Source organism: Methanosarcina sp. Kolksee (genome assembly GCF_000969945.1).
GTDB classification, from domain to species: domain Archaea; phylum Halobacteriota; class Methanosarcinia; order Methanosarcinales; family Methanosarcinaceae; genus Methanosarcina; species Methanosarcina vacuolata.
The window spans coordinates 2,639,025-2,655,403 of record NZ_CP009524.1 but is presented as its reverse complement, the minus strand read 5'-3'; the positions used below and the strand labels follow the sequence as shown (position 1 = coordinate 2,655,403).

Annotated in this window: 13 protein-coding genes and 2 pseudogenes; 4 read left to right on the top strand and 11 right to left on the bottom strand. The window is 39.3% G+C overall.

The features are described 5' to 3' along the window. Positions 1 to 89 precede the first annotated feature (89 nt). From MSKOL_RS10965 to MSKOL_RS10910, 11 genes and pseudogenes are all read right to left on the bottom strand, one after another. A complete protein-coding gene (locus tag MSKOL_RS10965; RefSeq protein ID WP_048156158.1) occupies positions 90 to 1,064 on the bottom strand; it encodes a hypothetical protein in 975 nt (324 codons plus the stop codon). Positions 1,065 to 1,304: 240 nt separating this feature from the next. Continuing rightward, entirely contained in the window at positions 1,305 to 2,129 is an 825-nt protein-coding gene (locus tag MSKOL_RS10960; RefSeq protein WP_048156157.1) for a hypothetical protein, read from the bottom strand. A gap of 284 nt (positions 2,130 to 2,413) precedes the next feature. Continuing rightward, entirely contained in the window at positions 2,414 to 2,959 is a 546-nt protein-coding gene (gene msrA, locus MSKOL_RS10955) for a peptide-methionine (S)-S-oxide reductase MsrA (RefSeq protein WP_197078762.1), read from the bottom strand. A gap of 132 nt (positions 2,960 to 3,091) precedes the next feature. Then, complete coding sequence (locus tag MSKOL_RS10950; RefSeq protein WP_048156155.1) at positions 3,092 to 3,676, bottom strand: YbhB/YbcL family Raf kinase inhibitor-like protein; 585 nt, start codon at positions 3,674 to 3,676, stop codon at positions 3,092 to 3,094. Between the two features lie 301 nt (positions 3,677 to 3,977). Next, entirely contained in the window at positions 3,978 to 4,184 is a 207-nt protein-coding gene (locus tag MSKOL_RS10945) for a hypothetical protein (RefSeq protein ID WP_048156152.1), read from the bottom strand. Between the two features lie 510 nt (positions 4,185 to 4,694). Next, positions 4,695 to 5,516 (bottom strand): annotated as a pseudogene (locus MSKOL_RS10940) (DUF362 domain-containing protein). Positions 5,517 to 5,828: 312 nt separating this feature from the next. Next, complete coding sequence (locus MSKOL_RS10935) at positions 5,829 to 7,028, bottom strand: potassium channel family protein (RefSeq protein WP_048156150.1); 1,200 nt, start codon at positions 7,026 to 7,028, stop codon at positions 5,829 to 5,831. A 213-nt stretch (positions 7,029 to 7,241) separates the two neighbouring features. Continuing rightward, positions 7,242 to 7,733 carry a magnesium transporter gene (locus MSKOL_RS10930; RefSeq protein WP_048158310.1) on the bottom strand — a complete coding sequence of 164 codons (492 nt, stop codon included), beginning with the start codon at positions 7,731 to 7,733 and terminating at the stop codon, positions 7,242 to 7,244. Between the two features lie 83 nt (positions 7,734 to 7,816). Then, entirely contained in the window at positions 7,817 to 8,443 is a 627-nt protein-coding gene (locus MSKOL_RS10925; protein ID WP_048156148.1) for a magnesium transporter, read from the bottom strand. A 472-nt stretch (positions 8,444 to 8,915) separates the two neighbouring features. Continuing rightward, positions 8,916 to 10,436: an SIR2 family protein gene (locus tag MSKOL_RS18820; protein ID WP_052725423.1), complete on the bottom strand. Its 1,521-nt coding sequence runs from the start codon at positions 10,434 to 10,436 to the stop codon at positions 8,916 to 8,918. Between the two features lie 1,302 nt (positions 10,437 to 11,738). Beyond that, positions 11,739 to 12,041: pseudogene (locus tag MSKOL_RS10910) on the bottom strand (IS5/IS1182 family transposase); the annotation flags it as partial. A gap of 225 nt (positions 12,042 to 12,266) precedes the next feature. On the opposite strand from MSKOL_RS10910, the gene MSKOL_RS10905 reads away from it, so the two are divergent. Genes MSKOL_RS10905 through MSKOL_RS10890 form a run of 4 tightly spaced genes read left to right on the top strand, consistent with a single transcriptional unit; the run spans position 12,267 to position 16,337 of the window. After that, positions 12,267 to 13,334 (top strand): radical SAM protein, encoded by a 1,068-nt coding sequence (locus MSKOL_RS10905; protein WP_048156143.1) that lies wholly within the window; start codon positions 12,267 to 12,269, stop codon positions 13,332 to 13,334. Continuing rightward, complete coding sequence (locus MSKOL_RS10900; RefSeq protein WP_197078760.1) at positions 13,331 to 14,410, top strand: radical SAM protein; 1,080 nt, start codon at positions 13,331 to 13,333, stop codon at positions 14,408 to 14,410. Before MSKOL_RS10905 ends, MSKOL_RS10900 begins: the two co-directional genes overlap by 4 nt. Then, positions 14,407 to 15,330: a radical SAM protein gene (locus MSKOL_RS10895; RefSeq protein WP_048156138.1), complete on the top strand. Its 924-nt coding sequence runs from the start codon at positions 14,407 to 14,409 to the stop codon at positions 15,328 to 15,330. The genes MSKOL_RS10900 and MSKOL_RS10895 overlap by 4 nt, the downstream gene beginning before the upstream one ends. Before the next feature lie 11 nt (positions 15,331 to 15,341). Then, positions 15,342 to 16,337 carry a hypothetical protein gene (locus tag MSKOL_RS10890; protein WP_048156136.1) on the top strand — a complete coding sequence of 332 codons (996 nt, stop codon included), beginning with the start codon at positions 15,342 to 15,344 and terminating at the stop codon, positions 16,335 to 16,337. Positions 16,338 to 16,379: the final 42 nt, after the last annotated feature.

Below are 16,379 nucleotides of genomic sequence, written 5' to 3'. Positions count from 1 at the left end.
CGATCCTTGAATAAAGGAAATCTTGCATTAGGAATAAAGTTCTTTTCAACTGCAGCAAGAAAAGAAAAAGAAAAAGAAAAAAAATTTACTCAGGAAATTTCACTTACGAATTCAATAGGGTTATCCGGATCGTCACGGATATTGAAATGAATTTTTTCTGAACCACCTAAATTAGCAGCGTAACTTGCCGTTACTCTTTGTTCAAAAGTAAGTTTATTATCTAAAATAATTTTATACCTGTAGTATCCCGGTTCGACAGTTATTTCAGGCGAAAAGATTTCATCCTCAGGATTCATTGTGTAGTTTTCTTTGAATACAGATTTATTATAGAAATCCAAAAGCTCAATATGGATTTCATGGCTCTTCTTATCATTATTTTTCAGAGAAAATTCTAATGGATCTAACGAGTGATTTTTCTTAATTTCTTCCTCTCCTCCTTCATTATAATACTCCCACAGAAGATGGACGATTTTCCCATCATACTTCTCGTCAGTTGAAGCAATCCCATATGATTGATTGAAAAAATCCACATTGATACAACCGTCAATTGACTCGTCTTTTACTGTGAAAAAAACACTACTTTGCGGCTTTCCTGCAATGTATCCCATATAAGAATTTACATTTGGCTTTTGAATCTCTCTTTCTTGAAGTTTAAGTTCATAGTCCTCTCCCATGAGGTCCAGGTTTACAGTTCCGTTCGAGGCTAACTCCCTGAACTTCGCAGGGTTCACTATTACAGTTTCAAAACTATCACATGATTCAGGAGCCACAATTGAATTCCTGTCAAATTTTATTTCTTTAAATATAGCGTTCTCATCAGTTTCCGACAAATTCTTCTTTGAATTTTCACTAACAGAGGTTTCCCTGATTTTGTCGATATCTGCTGTTGCTATTTTAAAACCGCCCCACTCTATAGGAGACTCAAGAAAACTGCTATTATTCTCTATTTTTAGAATCAGATTTTTATTATCAGAAATGACCCCGCTGTTTGAATCAGAAGGAACCGAAAAAATTACAATTCCCAACAAGATTAGAGCTGCAGTAATTATAATTATAACACGCATAACTTTTCCTCAAAAAGTAAGTAGTATTACGAGATATATCTAACTTAGTCTATAAAGTATGAAATCAACTGAAATCTTGACTTTATAACCTATATAATCAAAAAACTTAGAAAATGGATTAATACTTTAGCTTATATAAAGTAATATATATAAAGAGAATATGCAGCTTTACTTTTATAGCTTCATATTACCCTTTATACGAGCTTCATATTACCCTTCATACGAGTTACAAAAATTTACTCAGGCAACTGTAATTCCGAACGTAACAGGGTTTTCTGGATCATCAGAAATGTAGATGTCTAGTGTTTCTGAAGAACTAACATCAGCTGCGTAATCTGCCTGTATTTTCTGTTCAAAAGTAAATTTATTGTCCAGAATCATTTCATACCTGTATTGTCCCATCTCGGCATTTATTTTCGGTGAGGAAATCTTTTCCTCAGGGTCTATTGTGTAGTTTTCTTTGAACACGGACTTATTATTAAAATCAAAAATCTCAATAGACATTACATGCTTTTTGAAATCACTGTTTATGAGGAAAAATTGTAAAGGATCAATTTCCATCTTTTCCATCTTTTCCTTTTCTTTTTCCCAATCTTGCATAAATACAATGTAAACTGTTTTGCCATTATATTTCTCATCGGCAGGTCTAATGTTATATGTCACATTCCTGGGTTTACCCAGCCCAACAGACCCACAAAAACTGTTTTTTTGTAAATATAAGTCAGCTCTACTCTCATTATACCCTACAACAGGCCCCGCATAAAAGTATTCATCTTCAGTGTATCTGGACGCCTCCTGGATTCGAATTTCATATTCTTCTTCCATTAATCTAAGAAATACATGTCCACTGTCTGCGGCCTTCCTGAGTTTATCAATATCTAGGGTTACTGTTTCAAAATCATCCAAATCTTTCGAGAACTCAAGAAAACTGCTGTTGTTAACCTCTATTTTTTGAATGATATCATTGTCGTCCGAGATGTCTTCATTGCTAGAGCCAGAATAAACAGAAAAAACGACAATCCCCAACAAAATTAACATTGCAGCGGCTAGAATTTTAAAACGCATAACATTGCCTCAAAATAACATTGCCTCAAAATAACATTGCCTCAAAATAACATTGCCTCAAAATAACATTGACTTAAAATAACATTGACTTAAAAATTAATGAGTTACTATATGTATTTGCTAGAATGTTTATCAAATTATGTAACAACACAAAAAGAGTTAGAAAAACAAAAAATATTCTATGAAGTAACAGGAACACAAGTTAAGCGCTATTCAGCTAAATGGCTATTTTAAAGGTTATTTTTTTGATTTAAATTGTTAAGTGGCGTTTTTCTTTTTGGGGTTTATTTCTTCAAACCTCGGAGTACATTCTGCAGAAAACCCTTTTTTTCAAAATACTGCTGATGATAATCTTCAGCCATATAAAACTCGGAAATCGGCACAATCTCAGTGACTATCGAATTTTTGAAAACCCCTGATTTTTCGAGCTTTTCTTTTGAAGCTAACGCCGCAGCTTTTTGCTTTTCGTCATGGTAAAAGATAACTGATCGGTATTGTTTTCCAACATCAGGGCCCTGTCTGTCCTTTGTAGTGGGGTCATGGATTTTCCAGAAGACATCAAGTAAGGTTTCATAAGACACCACTTTCGGGTCGAAAATCACACGAACTGCTTCGGCATGCCCGGTATCAAGGGTACAGACCTGTTCATAAGTAGGGCGTTCAAAATGGCCGCCGCTGAAGCCAACCGCAGTTGCAACTACACCTTTAACCTGCCTGAAAGCCTCTTCAATGCCCCAGAAACAGCCTGCAGCAAAGGTTGCTTTTTCCAGGCCGCTTCCGGGATTTTCGAAATAATCAGGATTCAATTCAGCTTTTTGCTTTTCTTCCACTCTTTTTCCCCCGTAAGAAAATTATGGCTCTTTGTTGTTTTGTGCGGCTATCCTCATAATGTCCTCATAAAAACCAAGGACGGTCTTGAATTGAAAATCAACTTATCCATAGGGAATAGCGAAGAGCCAAAATTATTTTTTTCTGTATTTTCCCATCAACTCCCCTTCAGCAATAATATGCCCTATCATTTCATTTTCAAGGCTTTTTCTTACTGCTCCTGCTTTAAGATCCAGATTCTTGTCCAGAGCATAGACCCGGAAGAAATACCTGTGAGTACCTGAGGGTGGACATGGCCCTCCGTATCCAATTTCCTTGAAATCGTTTAAACCCTCAACCCCAGGTATACTATCTTCTTCTATTTTCGCCACAGGCTCTATGTTCCAGACAATCCAGTGTGTAAATGTCTTTTCGGGAGCATCAGGATCGTCTACTATGAGTACTAAACTCTCAGCCTTTTCAGGAATTCCTTCGAATTCCAGTGGTGGATTTATGTTTTGCCCATCACATGTGTATTTTTCTGGAATACTGCCGTTAGATACAAATGCGCTGCTAGAAACCTTTATACTTTGAATGTTCATGCTCTCATCCCCTTTACCGGTTTCGGGAGACTCCTTATTTACAGGTGTCTGGGTTTTCTCATTCTGGACACATCCCGAAATGAAAACCATTGCTGCAAACAAGAATATCAGAACAACTGTACCGGTCTTTCTGTTCATAGATGGCACCAGCTCCTGACAGCAGGAAAACTGCTCAACACTGAAATATTAAAGCTAAAGAGATATAACTTTAAGGCTTAAAGCTAAGGCTGGGCTATAAGTAATCTCAAAATATCGGTTTCAGCATAGTTAGAGACCTGATTTGAAGTGTATACTCCTTCAGTAATTATTCCAAGCAAGAGATCTAGCATACAAGGTTAGTTCCTCCGCTAACCTCGTCGTAAAGCCTTACATTAAATCTCAGAAGAAAAGCCCTGCAGTCGTCTTCAGGAACTAATGATAAAGCCCTGAGATAAGCAGTTTAGTCTTCCACATCAAGGGATTGAATAATATCGTGGACTGTAAGTTCTCCTTTAGCTACGCGCTGGACAAGTGGATAGATAAATGAGCAATCGTCCATTGCAGCCCAGCGTGCTTCTCCTACCTGCCTTACAACTTCATCCATTATTTCGCCACATTTCTTGCAGTATCTTCCTTCACTCTCTGCTCCACAGCTTTCGCATTTCATAAAAATTCCCCCATAATCTATGGGAACGTAGAAAATAAATAAATTATGGTAACGTGTGAGCATATTTGTACAGTCAGGATAAATCAGAGGCAAAAAAGGGAAATCGGAATCAAGATAAAATAAAATTACTTTAGAGTTACTTCAAAATTACCACAAGGCTGTTAACTATAAGGCTGTTAACTATAAGGCTGTTAACTATAAGGCTGTTAACTATAAGGCTGTTAAATAATTTTGGCTCTTCGTTGTTTTGTGTGGATATCCTCATAATTTTCTCATAAAAACCAATGCGGGCTTGAGTTGAAAATCATCTTATCCATACGGAATAGCGAAGAGCCGCCTTTTAAATTCAAGTGGCAGGAAATTCGATTATTCGATTTATTGAAGCATACAGAGAGGCATACATGCCTGATTTTCCTATCCTGGGCCATCTCCACCAAATGTTTCCAGACCGCAATCAAGCAAGATTGGAAAGAATCTCTTCGATTTCCTTAACCCCTGAGCTTTTTACAGTTATTTCTTCCCTGCCGCGTACCCTAGCCCAAGTTCTACCGCCCTTTTGATCTGGGGCTGGGACCAGACTGAATGATCCTGGATTTTCGGACCCGTGCCAAGAGTTTTCAGGAGAGCAAGACCCGTAACATCATTTGCGACCACATCCGAGCTTGCCAGCACAATACCAGGCTCTCTAAGAGTTCCAAGATCAGGGCCTCCGGTAACAAAGCATTTTGTTGCATCCGAAATATAGAAATCAGGCTTATAAATGAGATTTGATTCGGCAATCATATTCCCGAAAAGTGCGTCCATGTGCAGGCCATGAGGAAGCTGTCTCCTGTCCGTGTCTGCAGTTATGCTTATTTGTGATTTCAAGCCCATGGTAAAGGTTGCAGTCCAGTGAGTTTTGATTACAGGAAGCGCAATCATATAATTCACCGAATCAAGAAATTCGGGAACATAAAAACCTACAGGCTAGGAAGAAGCACCATCAGGCTTCATATGATAGCGCTTCATGTGGTCAAAAGTAAGGATTTCGTTTGCTCCTTCTGCTTCCGCAGCCTGCCAGAGCCCAAGCTTCCTTAGCACCATTTCAGTATCCAGCGTGGTCATTGATTTCTCAGCAACAATAATTTTTATGGGATTGCATTTTCTTGCTTCCCGTATAGCTCCCTTCAGGATCTCGGGATTTGTCGAACCCGGAGGCGGGTCTGCGGTGTTTGCATTTGGTCTGATCAGTACAGTAGACCCTTTTTTAATCCCAAGCCCTCCTGCAAGCTCTACTGCCACTCTTATGGATTCCAGAGTATCTTTGTTTCTTGAAAGCCCAATAACTGCCATACTCAAAACTCCCACATAGTAATATGTAGCCAGAAATATAAAAATATAGCCAGATATATAAAAACAGGAGGCTAGTGTCGAGTCAACCATCAAGGATTCAATAATTCCGAATAATTACAATCGGTTTTATACGACGTTTCACGTTTGACTCGACACTAGTAAGCTTCCAAGAAGTTACAAAAAAGTTACAAATCAAAAATGATAAAATAAAAAATTTGTGAAACTATTCCGAAACTTTCATTCCAGGTTATACTTCCTATGAATGAGCCTACTTCAGCAGCAGGAAAAAGTGAAAATTGCCAAGTAAAGGGATTACTGGTTCAGTTTACACTCACACATTTCTATAAGCGCCCCTTCTCCAATCCTTGATCCGCGTGCAATAAGCATATCTCCTGCCTGAACAACCGTATTGCCTTTCGGAGCATAGACCCATCGGTCAGCCCTTTTTATTGCCATTACATGCAGCCCGGTCTCGGTTTCAAGCTTCAATTCAAAAAAAGTCTTTCCGACTATAGGAGAGCATTTCTCTACCTGGAGCCTGGTTATAACTTCTTCGGAATTCCGGACTGCGAGGGTGATAATGGGGTGGAGTTCTATGTCCCTGAGCACGGTATCCGCAATTCCGTAGGCGGCATCGGAAATTGCTTCAGAGGCACTTGCAAGGTGGAGGATTCCCCGGAGCATGTTCACATCATCAAAATGCTTTGCAGTTTCAAGCACCCAGTGCTGAAGTTCGTATTTCATAGAGTCCATTTCGGACTCCAGGGCACTAACCTCATACGCTATATCTTCGTTGTCAAAAAGAATAGCAGAGTATGCAAGTCCTACTGAGAGTTCGGACATGTTCTTCATATCTACTATAATATCCACTGCATGCTCAAGGTCTTTTAAAAGCTTATTGTGCTCGATCTCCTTAGGTACGAATTTTTTTGTTGTGGCCATCTCGAAAAATAGCGTGACTCCTTCATCATGCCCTCTGGCAATCAAAACATCGCCTTGCCGAAGACGAGTTTCCTTGTCAGGGTCATAAATCCAGTCTTCGTTTCTCCTGATGGCAATAATCCACATGCCTGTCTCGATATCAAGCTCGAGGTCGCCAAGAGTGCGTCCTGCCATTGAAGATTCTGCGGCGACTGTTGCCCTGACTATGGTCTCTTCCGCATCCCTGAGGGCTATTTTCAGTTCCATCGGAATTCCCATATTCATGAGAACTATCTTGGCAATATCGCCTGCGGCATTAGCGATATTTTCCGAACACGCAGCAACCTGTAAAACTCCCAGGAGGCCTTCGGCTTCGTCAACCCTGCGTGTGCTTAACATCGCGGCCATTTTAATGTGATAATCGAGGGTATCCATCTTATCTTCAAGATTAAGTACCTCTTCAGCAACGTCCTCATCATCGTAAATCATTGCAGAGTATGCAAGGTCTACCATGAGTTCGGAAGTGTCCTTCATCTCAGTCAAAAGATCCTTGAGATTCTTTGGACTGTATCTGAATTCTTTAGGGAACATGGTCTCTAGATCAACTCTACCTTGTGCTGGTGTGTATGAGTATATACTAATAGTAATTATTAATTATTAATTATTAATTATTACTTTTTGATTATTCAGGCTTTAAGAACCTGGTTAAAATATAATGAATTAATAATATTATAACTGATATTTAATTGCAGTATTTTATTGAAGTATTTTATTGAAGTATTTTATTGAAGTAATAAAGTGTTTTTATAATATTTTTAAAAAGTAAAGAGCTATAAAAATTCCCGTAACCCCTACCAGGTCTCCAAGGCTTGCTATGAAAGGAATGACCGTATCATCAGGGTCTATCCCGAACCTGTGGGAAATAAAAGCTATGGCGACAGTTGCAGAATACACAACGGCAAGCTCTATGATAACGGCTATGAGGCTGATTTCCAGAAGGGTGAGATAAGGCATCCCGAACCCCAGGAAACTGCTTGCCAGATAGACCAGTATGCTGACAGAAATTGAAGAAACAAATCCTACGATTGCAGCTGCAATAACACTATTGTGTACGACCGGGTTACTCCTGAGATTATCTCCGAGCCCCATGTGGAAAGCCGATGAAAGCCGGGCTCCAAGCATGCTGCCTGTATCCCCTCCGATTTTGATAAGGGAAGGAATTAGAATCAGTATCGCTGGCATAGATATAAGGCTTTTTTCTCTTGAGTTAAGAAGCTGCCCTACAAGGATTCCCATTACACATGTGATTATAAGTACTGGTAGCCCTCGCTGAATGATACCATTGATTGTGTAGTAAGGAGTATGATGCCCTCTTTTCCTCAAAACATCACCACCAATTTGGCAGAGAGGAAAAGCATGAGCATAGAGACAATATCCCCGATAGTTGCAATCGAAGGCGTAACAACATTATCAGGATCAAAACCAAATCTGAACATTCCTACAGCCAGTAGAGCTGCAACAAAAGAGAGAATTACCCCAGATGTAAAGGCTGAAATCACACAGATAAGGGTAAGTTTTAAGACTCCGGCACTTTCAAAGCCCAGAGCAAGAGTTACAAAGTGACCGAGGATTCCGAGAATAAAAGCGGTAATAACACTCAGGATCAGGGAACCGGAGATATTATTCATTAGTTCGGGATTATGCCTGTCGAGATCTGTAATCAGCCCCAGATGAATTGCACTGCCAAGCCTTGAACCAAGGGTCGAGGAAATATTTCCCCTGAGCCCGAGCACCCCGGGATAAATCACAAGCAGTCCCGGGATCATTCCAAGTTCATCTGTCATTCCCGAAAGTATAATTCCTGCAACTACTCCCCCAACAGTAGCAATAAGTTCAAAGGGCAACGCCTCACGTACTATTGACGAAATACTCGCGTACTCGCTCAGGTATTTTTCAATATACTGGGACTCGAAAAGGTCTTCGTCCCTGTGAGACTCTGAGGGCATGCGTTGGTATTACACACTGATAATATTAAAATAATCGCTAACTTCAGAAAAAAGATGTTTAGATATTTTCATAAGGATGAATTATTGGGTCGTGGGTCTGAATCATTGAAAATCGAAAGCGAAAGAATCTCTTAATATATTCATCTAATAAGTGGGATGCACTCGATTTTTCGTAATTGATCAATAATTCAGGGACACGACCAATTATTGAATTCGATGATAAATTAGTAGAAAAGTAAAGGCATTATAGAATGTAAAATAAAGCACCTTCTTCAATTTATCTTTAATTTTATTTAGGTTTATATAAGATTACTATACCTCCAGAGTATAGCGGTGATAACTCTGATTAATTGAATATGACATTGCTGTTCTTACCTTTTTATGATTTTAATCTTTATGTACTCAGAGACCAAAAGCCTTATGGAAGTAGGTGGCAGTATTTTTGTACTTATTATGAGTGTAGGCTGAGTGATTAAGGATCTCTAATTTCTTTTAAAGCTGTGGAAATTTCATCATACCTATCTATCCATATAGATTGTATCCCCAAAGAATGGGCATCTTGTTCTTCAAGCATCTCTAGTTTAGTAATAAAAAGATCTTTATAAGTTTCTAGTATCCTATTTTGTTGTTCTTTTTCCAAAATTCCATTTTCTTCGCATGATTTAGATGTTTTATCTATAAACTTTGCCTTACCTTCAAGCCTTTGTTCATCTTTATGCTTTACGAGCATGAAATGAGGGATTGATTTTTCTTCTCTCAGTCCTTTTGCTACATCTAAGAGGCGCCTTAAATTAGGATCAGTCAAAGAAGTACCTATGAAAAGACATGTATTATTTGTAAATTTATTAATTTGTATAATATTGTTCCAACAATAAACGTCAGTATAGAGTTGGTGATATAATTCTTCGCTCAGAGTTATTTTATATTTTGAATTAAGTTTGCCTTCTCTTGGTAAAAAGCCATGAACATGATAAATAGGTAATTGCCCTGCTTCAGGTTGCGTACCAGTATCATAAATTGTTTTAATTTTTCTACTTCCATTTTTTTCCAGATATTCATCTAATATATCATCAAAATTATACGTGATAATTGAATCTAAATTATTCATCATATTTTTTATCTCTTCAAAAGAGTCATATCCTTTAGTATCATCAAATTTTTCGTAAATAACATCTCTGACAAATTCTTCAAAACTCTGATCCTCAGAATTATTCTTGAAGTTCTGATAAATGTTTCGTACTAAAACAGTAAAATTTGAGTTATATGATATAAGAAGGTCTGCAATATTATCTATGTAATTAGATTCTACAGATTTGGCTAATTGTTTACTTAGCAGTTTTTTAGATAGAGTTTCCCAATCAGGTAAATGATATGGTTGTGATATACCTGAACCCAATACCAAAACAAGTTTTCCTTTTCTGTATGACTTTCTTAAATTTTCTAATTGTTTTTTTGGATCTATCTTTTTAGGAGAATAATCTGGATCAATTTGTAGAATCTCTAAAGACTCTCGAATGGGCTTAAATGCATCACTAATTAATTTAGCATTATCATTACTTATAGACTGAAGCATGTCTCTAATTAATTTAGTATTACGATCATTTATAGACTGAAGAGTATCATTAAATAATTTCATCTGAGAATTTCCAAAATCGTTAAATGCTTTGCTTACCCCAAGCATGGGTGTAAATGCTTCAATAAGTGCTTTAGTTGTAGGTTGAAATGAATCAGCAAGTGCTTTAGCTGTATCAGTTGCAGGTTGAATTGAATCAGCAAGTGCTTTAGCTGCATCAGTTGCAGGTTGAATTGAATCAGCAAGTGCTTTAGCTGCATCAGTTGCAGGTTGAATTGAATCAGCAAGTGCTTTAGCTGCATCAGTTGCAGGTTGAATTGAATCAGCAAGTGCTTTAGCTGCATCAGTTGCAGGTTGAATTGCCTTAGTAGGTTTTTTAATGTCTTCATTAGAATTAGAACTATTATTAGAATTAGGCATAAATGTCTAGATAACAAATGAATGTTTATACTTTACGAAATTGTTGTCGAGCCTATCCCAAAACCTTGAATTTTGAATGATCGCTCTAATTTCTAATATGAAAATATTATAATAGATTTGGGAATGAAATTAGTCTTGTGATGAGCTCATCGACTATTTTTTTCGTTATCATTTTGAAACCGACCTTCTGCAGATGTCTTGAAAAAAATAACATTTTTCCTGTTATTATTTTTGTTCTGAAATTGAATTGTCGGACAGCCTCTAGAGAAAGGGGTATTCGTGACCCACCGCGCCCTGATGTAATAAATTAAAGAGTCGCGGACCAAAATCAGTTCTATCAGCTTTTTTGTTTTTCGGAAAAAAGATAAATAACTTGCAGCCGTTACCTTATATATATGGTAATAGGGATCACAATGGTAATAGTAAATATGTATAAGGCAGCACAACTTAATAAAACTTACGGAATATATCAGTAAGTAATTATAAGTATTGAAAAAATATAGCTTAAAGCATAGGCATATTGTGATGATGATTAATTAATATTTAAATTCATACGTTGTTTTTTCTTGAAGTTTAAGTTATTCTCTGGCACTTGCATCTACCAATATTAAAACATCCTAATCTGCTATAGCTTGGAGTAAGTATCTTTAAAGACATTAACCTATATTCGGCAGGTCGACATTAAATTATGAGGATTTTTAATGGTAGTGTTTTTCGAACATTACAGAAATATGTAATGTGTCTGAAATTGGTTAACATATAACCAAAATCTCACGACATATATAAACAATCAACCATTTTTGCAATAATGTTTTGTATCAGGGATAATGTGTTTCCCAGCAAAAACGCGATCGGGAAAAATGTTACTAAAAAAACAAGTTACCTGCCGAAAGCAGGATTAACTTTCTTTTCCCATCTAATAAGCAGTCTCCTGAATCTATTCAACCAGGAATGTGTTCTTTCCACGACCCATCTTCTCGTTCTATAACCTGGCATCTCTTTTATTCTTATATTTTCTTCTACACGTCTCCGAATATAAGCACCTACTTTCGGCAGGTCGACATAAAAATCCATTCTATTTTTCTATTGATATCGTTTTTTTCAGAACTTCTGAAATTAAATTCAAATCAAATTATGCAAAATGTTAACCATGGCATCATTAATATATATTTATAATAAATGAGAGAAATGGAACATTTTATTACACATATAGTTCGCATGAAACTGATTTTTAAATTAACCTACAAAAAATAACAATCAATAATATTTAGATTTTAGGATGTGCTTGCTGCCGAATGTAGGATAAGCAGTATAGTTATAATTATTAACCAATTCTCTGATATCAGGAAAATCATAAGTTTTATCCATACATATGTTCTGAATCATTTTATGTGATGAAGGGCTCTGCATTATTATGGCATCAAGAGTCTCCCTTTTACAAGCATTTTATCATGACGATTAGCTCCGTCCTGTAAACAGAAAGTGGTATGCCTATTGCGTCTGTTAAAAGACGCCTTTTGTACCTTTTTTACCACGATCAGTAGGATTAGATCCTGTTCCAGATCCATCCAAGGGTGCTTTTGTCATAGCTCCATCAATTTCTTGTTATTCACATTCTAATCCCTTTTATGTCTACGGGCAATACAAATTCAAGACTTTACAAAAGTGGCTCATCACTATTGCGGGAAACTAACCCAGCCATCAGCCGGAACAAAGAGAAAAGGTTTTTCTCTCTACAAAACAGTTGGTAGAGTGAGAGAAGAGAAGATAACGAGAAAGGGAGTACAAGAATAAGAGGAAGCTAACACACAGAACTATGGAGGAGTAACGATGCAAAATGTCTTAAAAGGGATGCCGGGTCATTTGGAGGATGCTGAAGGTATTCAGCTTGGCAAAAGCACTATTGACTATATTTCGCTTAATGTTCCCCCTGCCTGCAATTATGCTTGCGACAAATGCTTTACTTTGGCTCGCGCGCGCAATGTGGACGATGCTCTGACTACTGACCAAATGGTGACGCTTGTCAAGGAAGGAAGAGCATTAGGGGCTAAAGTCATGAATATCATCGGTGAAGGTGAGCCGCTTTTGTATCTGGACAGGCTCAAAGAAAAACAAGATTTGCGCCGGATCATCGAGTCGGCTCACAAGGAAGGCATGACGACTGTCCTTGCGACAAACGGGAGTTTGCTGAGTAAGGGCAGTGCTCAATTTCTATACGAGCACGACGTGACCCCGGTTGTCAGCCTCGACACAATGTCTCCCGAGCTTTATCGCGACATGTTTAAAGGCGCAGCCAACTTCGAAGTTCTTATGAAGAACTTGGAATATGCACGAAAACTCTTTGCTCCTGCAATTTACACTAAGAATGGGCGTCGTGTCATGCGCCTAGGCATCCACATGACTGTTACAACCCGCAACATGGATCAAATCGACGACGTTAAGAAGTTCTGCGGCGATGACATTTACTTTGATTGTGATTATGTCGCTCCCGTCGGAGCAGCAGTGCAGAACCCCGCAATCTATGGATCGAAAGAAATCTTTGAGCGTTGTCGTCGCGCAAGCCATGCTGCATGCACACCGATGGTCGACACCAAGACTGCGTGTGGAAAACATGGCTGTGCTCTGTTCTACTATGGTTTTGCTGTTGGGTACGAAGGCGAAGTCATGGTCGACACGCATGCAGTCGAAACTAAATACGTCGTAGGACACGTCATGAGCGCATCCCTGCCGGAACTGATTAAGAAATCCCAAGCATTCCGTGACGCCTACTTCGAGAACTTCGGGGAACATCCTTGCATTATCCGCAACGAAAGGTATCGGGACTACTTGGCGTATCTTGACAAGCACCGGACTTCCCCATTTCCTGCCAACAAGAAATGGGAGGCACCTTGTCCGTGAAACTGACTGCTGTAAATCTTCATCTCAACAACGAGTGCAATCTTCGCTGCCGTCACTGTCTTTATGAAAGTGGAGAAATTGCAATCGAAGGGTTCCGTTTTCCTGTATTGAGGGGATGGATAGAACAGTTTGCTGAATTGATGGGTGATGGAGGGACATTGAATCTTTTTGGGGGAGAGCCCCTTCTTCACCCTGATATTCTTCCAATAATCGATCATGCGTCGTCTCTTGGTCTGTCGGTGGGCATTACGACAAACGGTGTCCTTGAAGGGAAATTTACCGAACTCCTTAGGACACCGGTTTCTCGCGTTTCTATTGACTTACATGGCGCGACAAAGGAACAGCATGATTTTGTGAGAAATTTTTCTGGGCATTATGAGATCAGCCTTGATCGAATTAAAGAGGCTGTCGCTGCCGGAAAAAGCGTTGGGGTCAATTCTGCTTTAGCCAGATTCAACAGCGGCCATGTGGAGGATCTGCTTAAGCTGTGCGCTGATTTGCGAGTGGCAAATATTTCCTTTTATCTGCTATCTCCGGCCGGGCGCGGCAAGAGCTTATTAAAAGATATTTTGAACGCAGATGAATGGCTGACCATCCGGGACAAAATATTTTCTTGGTGCAAAACCAACAATCCTGCTTTCGGCGTAATATGGGAGCGTTGTTACGATCACAAAGAAAACTTTGCTGGCGTAGTGAAATCTATGTGTCGTTCTGCCATCGCCGACACCCTTGACGTGAGATCAGATGGTGTGGTCATTCCCTGCGGTCTTCTCATGAGCGCAGCTCGTCCGTTTGCACCAAATGGGCCGATCTTGGGAAGCCTGCAAACGACCTCCCTTAAAGAAATAATAGAAACGCGAGGCAAGCATCTTTTCAGCGATGGAGAAGGATGCCCGGCGTTAGCGCTTCATGCTGGCGAGCATAAAGATGTTTTGTGGCATGATATCGGTAAATATGATCCTCGCGCTCAAATCACCGATGCTGCCCTCTTGTGCCCCTATGAGTGGCAGCCGTTATGGGGAAATTTAAGAACGATAAGAAAAACGCACGCACATGTTTGTCAGGAGCTATCATGAAAAACGAAGACTTAAGCCAAGAGAGCCTAAACAGGCTTAGGCGTAATTTTTTAGATCGTCATCGTCTGATGATACTGTCCGTTACAAAGATTTGCGACCGCAAATGCGTCTATTGCCGCGGCTCGACACAAAGACCTTACGACAGACTTTCGGAAAGTGAAAACGATGTCTTTCTGGACAAAAGGCGCTGGCCGGAGATTGTAGAGCTTTGCAAAGAGAAGGATGTGGTTGATATTCTTGTCACTGGCGGCGAGCCCACACTTTATCCAGACTTGTGTGGTTTTGCGAAGCATCTTGAAGACAACCAGTTGCCATTCACATTACACACTCATGGTCTTAACCCTCGTGGCATGCACTTTTTAGAATTTTGTGCGGCAAATCAACTGCGGCCTAATATTCATGTCTCCTCCGAATTATTCGAAGATTTTCAGGCCGAATTGCGCCATGGCATTCTTCCCTTAAAGTTTATTCACCGTGCGGCAAAAGCAGGATTTAAAACTGAGTTAAAGGTTGTGCTCCACGATCTTTTTGCAGGACGCGAGAACCGTATAGAAAGTCAATTATCTTGGTGGCAAGAACAGGGAATATCTTCGATTCGCTTTCAGCCAGCGGCTCCCATCGACAGAGTCTGTTCTACCGAAGCGTTATTACCAACATTGGAGGTGCTGAAGTCTTTAAAAAAGGATGTCAGGTTCGCAGATTTTATCCGCAATTCAGTTGAAAGCTTTAATTGTACATATGCCCTGATTAAAGGAACCGATGGTTGGATGGCTGCAGCCCAACAATGTATGGCTTCAGATAAAATAATCTTTCTCACAACTGATCTGAAAACGTTAAACTGCAAAACTTTGTGGGGAAAACCAGTGCGAGGAAATTGTAATAAATTATTCGATTTGGTTTGCTGTGGCTTTCAGGCTTGAGGAGGACATACATGCTTTCAGATACCTATAAAAATCCTTTATGGTTTAGAGTTTATTATAAGTTGGCTATGATAACTCTTTTGAAAAGGAAAAGGGCGTTTCCTACTCCGCCGGAATTGGATCCTCATGTCGTTTGTTTCAGAAATATGCTAGAATCCATTAGTTCTGAAATCATAGCAGAAAATGCTTCGGAGAAAGAATGGAGAGGGATTGCAGCAGAGCTTCGGAAATTGGCACTTACTACTGATCCACGCCATTTTTTGCGTTGGCGCGTATTACAAAAGAGTATGGCGGTGGCTTATGCTCAATTCGTATCCATAGAATATGCTGAGTTGCGCAACCGTTGCGATTGGAATAGCCGCTGGAAAGATTTGGTCGTTGAAGACGATGTTGGAGATCCTGTCCCTTTTATCGAAGACCGCAAATCTAGCGCGAATCTTCTTCACCACGCATTCGTGGCAGCGAAGTTCGAGGATTTTCTAGGACATCGTTTGTCAGACTTTAACTCTGTATTCGAGTTTGGTGGTGGTTATGGTAGTTTTTGCCGTCTTATGAGGCGGTTGGGAGCAAAGGGGCACTATAATATTTTCGATCTTCAAGAAATGTCATCTCTACAAACATTTTACTTATCATCTCTTGGTTTTCCGGTCGAATACGGAACATTAGGGAGCCCAACAAAAGATAGCGTTCATTGCTTCTATGATCCATCTCTTTTGGCTTCTGTCAAGACGGCATCTTCCTCTAATCTTTTTATTGCTTTATGGTCTTTAAGTGAATCTCCGCTCAGCTTGCGCGAAAAGGTTATACATCTTGTCAACGACAGTGACGCCTTTCTTATAGGATATCAGGATCGTTTTGGTGAGGTTGATAACACTATTTTTTTTAACAAACTGAAAAATCTTAGGTCAGATGTTATTTGGCTTGATATTCCTTTATCTTACTTGCCTGCGCACCATCTGCTATTTGGAAAGAGACCGAAACCTACACGGGAGACTTCGGTCGCGTGATGACAACACAACTAGCATTCTGCTTTTTGAATAATCTTCGTC